Genomic DNA, 4,981 nt, shown 5'->3' on the forward strand with positions numbered 1-4,981 from the left:
CGGTGGAGTTCGAGCGCGCGATCCGGACCCTGGGTGAGTCGGGGCACGGCGTGTTCATCGAGTCCTCCCCGCACCCGGCACTCATCCAGGCCGTCTCCGGCACGCTGGAGGAGACCTTCCCGGTCACGGTCGGCACGCTGCGGCGGGAGAAGGGCGGCGCCGAGCGCCTGCTCACCTCCTTCGCCGAAGCCTGGGCCCAGGGCGTCCCGGTCGACTGGGCCGGCGTGCTGGACGACGGTCGGACCGTCGAACTGCCCACCTACGCGTTCCAGCGGAGCCGCTACTGGCCCGAGGTACCGGAGGCCAGGCGCGCTGCCAGGTCCAGGGACGACTGGCGTTACCGGATTGCCTGGGAGCGGGTCGGCGGGGACGCTGCTGCTTCGCTGTCGGGGACGTGGCTGCTGGTGGGTGAGGCGCCGGAGGCGTCGGCGATCGCCGATGCGCTGGCGGGGTGTGGTGCCGAGGTGGTTGCGGTTGCCGGGCCTGAGGAGTTGGACGTGTCCGTGGTGGCGGGTGCGAGTGGTGTGGTGTCGTTGCTGGCGTTGGATGAGTCGCCGGATGCGGAGTATCCGTGGGTGCCGAGCGGTACGGCGGCGACGGTGAATCTGGTGCGGGTCCTCGGCCAGGCCGGTGTGCAGGCTCCGGTGTGGGTGGTGACGCGGGGTGCGGTGCAGACGGGTGCGGGTGAGGCGACGACCAGCCCGGCGCAGGCGCAGGTATGGGGTCTCGGCCGGACGGTCGGCCTGGAACGCCCGGACTTCTGGGGCGGTCTGATCGACCTGCCGGCGGAGCTGGACGCCCAGACCGCGGCCCGGCTGACCGCTGTTCTCGCGGACGGCCGTGAGGACCAGGTCGCGCTGCGCGAGTCCGGTGTGTTCGTCCGGCGCCTGGTGCGTGCCGAGGCGCGTCGAGCGGAAGCCGGGAAGTGGGCTCCGCGGGGCACGGTGCTGCTGACCGGCGGCACGGGCTCGATCGGCCCTCACATCGGGAGTTGGCTCGCCGGTCGTGGCGCGCCCCGCGTCGTTCTGACGTCCCGGTCGGGTCCGTCCGCGTCGGGTGTCCCCGGGCTGGCCGCTTCCCTGGCGAACGCCGGGTCGGATGTCGAGGTGATCAGCTGCGACCTGGGTGCGCGCGAGCAGGTGTCGGATCTGGTCAGGTGGATCGAGGAGTCCGGTCCTGGGCTGTCGACCGTGCTGCACTCGGCGAACCGGCCCTACCTGGCGCGGGTGGAGGACACCGACCGGGAGGGCCTGTCGGTGGCGCTCGGGGCGAAGGCCCGCGGGGCGCTGCATCTGGACGAGGCGACGGCCGCTCTCGACCTTGACGAGTTCGTGCTGTTCTCGTCGATCTCGGCGACGTGGGGCAGCAACGACCACGGCGCCTACGCGGCGGGCAACGCCTACCTGGACGCGCTGGCCGAGGACCGGCGGGCCCGTGGCCTGCGGGCCACGTCCATCGCCTGGGGCGTGTGGAACAGCCGGGACTGGGACGCGGTGGACGCCACCCTGGACCAGGGCGTGGGGCAGGTAACGCCCAGCTTGCTGCGGCGGCAGGGCATGAGCTTCATGGACACGGGCCGGGCGCTGGACACGCTGGGCGAGATCCTCAGCGAGGACGAGACGTTCATGGCGGTCGCCGATGTGGAGTGGCAGAAGTTCGCGCCGGTGTTCTGCGCGGCCCGTCCGCGTCCGTTGCTGGAGACGATCCCGGAGGCGCGCGAGGAGTTCGATCCGGTCGGATCGGTGGACGCGCAGGCGGCCGCGCGCGGTGAGTACGTGTCCAAGCTGGCCGGGCTGCCGCTGGACGAGCGCCGTCAGACGGTCATCGAGCTGGTGCGTTCCCACGCCGCTGCCGTGCTGGGGTACGAGTCGGTGACCGATATGCCGGCCGAGCGCGCGTTCCGGGATGTCGGTTTCGATTCGCTGACCGCGGTGGAGCTGCGGAACCGGCTGAACACCGCTGCCGGGGTGCGGTTGCCCTCCACGGCGGTGTTCGACCACCCGAACCCGACCGCCTTGGCCGATTACCTGCTCACGGAACTGTTCGGCAACGAGCTGCTCAGCCACTCCGCCATGCTGGGCCAGTTCGACCGCCTGGCCGCCGGGATCACCCCGCCGGACGACGCGGCGTGCGACGAGATTGCTGCGCATCTGGAGGCGCTGGCCCAGCGGTTCCGGACCCTTCGATCCGACCAGGGGCCGGCGGAGTCGGCCGCGGGCGACGCGGGGAAGCGCAAGCTCCAGGAAGCCACTGCCGAAGAGATGTTCGCGCTCCTGGAGGACGAACTCGACGACCCCGGAATCAACTGACCCTGCCGGTCCCGGCGGTCCCGCTGGCTCCACCCCACTCCTGAACAGGTCGAGAGGTACAAGGAAAATGCAGAACGAGGAAAAACTCCTCGACTTCCTCAAGCAGACCACCGCGAAGCTTCGTGACACGCGGGCGCAGCTGCGCGAGGTGACGGAGCGAGACCGGGAACCGATCGCGGTCGTCGGGATGGCCTGCCGTTACCCGGGTGGGGTGCGCACTCCTGAGGAACTGTGGGAGCTGCTGGCCGCGGGTGGGGACGCGATTGAGGCCTTTCCCACCGACCGTGGCTGGGACCTCGAAACGCTTTTCGACCCCAGCCCGGACGCGGTGTTCACCAGTGATGTGTCGCAGGCCGGGTTCCTGTCCGAGGCCACCGACTTCGACGCGGCCTTCTTCGGGATCAGTCCGCGTGAGGCGCTGGCGATGGACCCGCAGCAGCGGGTGATGCTGGAGACCTCGTGGGAGGCGATCGAACGGGCGGGGATCGACCCGGCCGGCCTGCGCGGCACGCCGACCAGCGTGTTCGTGGGCGCTTCGCCGTCTGATTATGCCAACTCCGGTGGGGACATATCCGGTTCGGAGGCGCACCTGATCACGGGTACGTCGATGAGCGTGCTGTCCGGCCGCGTTGCGTACACGCTGGGTCTGACGGGACCGGCGGTGTCGGTGGACACGGCCTGTTCCTCCTCCCTGGTGGCTGTCCACCTCGCCGTGCAGTCGCTGCGGGCGGGGGAGTGCACGATGGCGTTGGCGGGCGGGGTGACCGTGCTGGTCGGGCCCGGCGCGTTCGTGGGCTTCTCGGCGCAGAACGGGCTGGCGCCGGACGGCCGTTGCAAGGCGTTCGGGGCGGGCGCCGACGGTATGGGCATGGCCGAGGGCGTGGGCGTGGTCGTGCTGGAGCGGCTTTCGGATGCGCGCCGCAACGGGCACAAGGTGCTGGCCACGATCGTGGGCAGTGCGCACAACCAGGACGGCGCTTCCAATGGTCTGTCCGCGCCGAACGGGCCTTCGCAGCGCCGCGTGATCCGCGCCGCCCTGTCCAACGCCCGCCTGACGACGGCCGATGTGGACGTGGTGGAGGCGCACGGGACCGGGACTACGCTGGGTGACCCGATCGAGGCGCAGGCCCTGCTGGAAACCTACGGCCAGGGGCACCCGGCGGACCGGCCGCTGTGGCTCGGGTCGATCAAGTCGAACCTTGGGCACACGCAGCAGGCGGCGGGTGTCGCGGGCGTGATCAAGATGGTGCTGGCGCTGCGGCACGGCGTCCTGCCGAAGACGCTGCACGCGGCGGAGCCGACGCCTCATGTCGATTGGTCGGCCGGGCACGTGCGCCTGCTCCAGGAGGCCGTCGAGTGGCCGGTGGGCGATCAGCCGCGCCGTGCGGGCATTTCCGCGTTCGGTATCAGCGGTACCAACGCCCACCTCATTCTGGAGGAGGCGCCGGCCGAGGAGCCCGCCGCTGCGGAAGCCGCCTCCGGTGATTCCGGCGCCGACCGTACGCCGCTGCTGCGGGACGATGCCGGGCTGATGCCGTTCGTGCTCTCCGGGCGGTCCATGTCCGCTCTGGCCGACCAGGCGGAGCGGCTGCGGGGACATGTGGTGGCGCGGCCCGAACTGGTCGCGTCCGATGTGGCGCGATCTCTGATTACGACGCGGTCGGTGTTCGAGCGGCGGGCCGTGGTGCTGGGGTCGGGCCGTGATGACTTGGTGGCCGGGCTGGCGGCGGTGGCCACCGACCAGCCCGCACCCGGCGTGGTGAGCGGGGCGGTGGCTCCGGCTGGTGTCGGGAAGACGGTGTTTGTGTTCCCGGGGCAGGGTTCGCAGTGGGTGGGGATGGGCCGGGAGTTGGCCGAGTCCTCGCCGGTGTTCGCGGCCAGGCTCGCGGAGTGCGGTGCGGCTTTGGCTCCGTTTGTGGAGTGGGAGCTTGGGGATGTGCTGGCGGGTCGGCATGGGTTTGAGGCTGCTGATGTGGTGCAGCCGGCGTTGTGGGCGGTGATGGTGTCGCTGGCCGCGGTGTGGGAGGCGGCGGGTGTCGTTCCCAAGGCCATGGTCGGCCACTCGCAGGGTGAGATCGCGGCGGCTGCGGTGGCGGGCATCCTGTCGCTGGAGGACGCGGCGAAGGTCGTGGTGCTGCGCAGCCGGACGTTGAAGGCGCTGGCCGGGCGTGGCGGGATGCTGTCGATCGCCGAGCCGGCCGACACGGTGCGCGAGCGCATCGCCGCCTTCGGGGAACGGCTGTCGGTCGCGGCGGTCAACGGCCCCTCGGCGACGGTCGTCTCCGGCTGCCCCGACGCCCTGCGTGAGGTGAAGGAGGCGTGCCCGGAGTCGGCGCGCGCCAGGATGATTCCGGTGGACTACGCCTCGCACAGCCCTCAGGTGGACGAGCTGCGGGACGAGATCCTGTCGGCTCTGGAGGGCATTGCCCCGCGGGAGACGCGCATCCCGATGATCTCCGCGATGAGCGGTGACATGATCACCGGCCCGGAGATGGACGCGGAGTACTGGTTTGCCTCGCTGCGGGAGCCGGTGGAGTTCGACCGGGCCGTGCGGACCCTCGTCGGGACCGGCCACGGCACGTTCGTCGAGGTGTCCCCGCATCCGGTGCTGACCCCGGCCATCTCGGTCACCGAGAGCCCCGACGCGCAGGCGCCCGCGGCATTCGGCACGC

Annotated in this window: 2 protein-coding genes; both read left to right on the forward strand. The window is 71.3% G+C overall.

From position 1 onward, the window contains the following. On the forward strand, window positions 1–2,309 hold a 2,309-nt coding region (locus tag STBA_RS28230), incomplete at its 5' end, for a type I polyketide synthase (RefSeq protein ID WP_143659582.1). Between the two features lie 67 nt (window positions 2,310–2,376). Beyond that, the coding region (locus STBA_RS28235; RefSeq protein ID WP_077061885.1) for a type I polyketide synthase at window positions 2,377–4,981 on the forward strand (2,605 nt) is incomplete at its 3' end.

Origin of the sequence: Streptomyces sp. MP131-18, from assembly GCF_001984575.1 — a bacterium.
Taxonomy (GTDB): Bacteria; Actinomycetota; Actinomycetes; order Streptomycetales; family Streptomycetaceae; genus Streptomyces; species Streptomyces johnsoniae.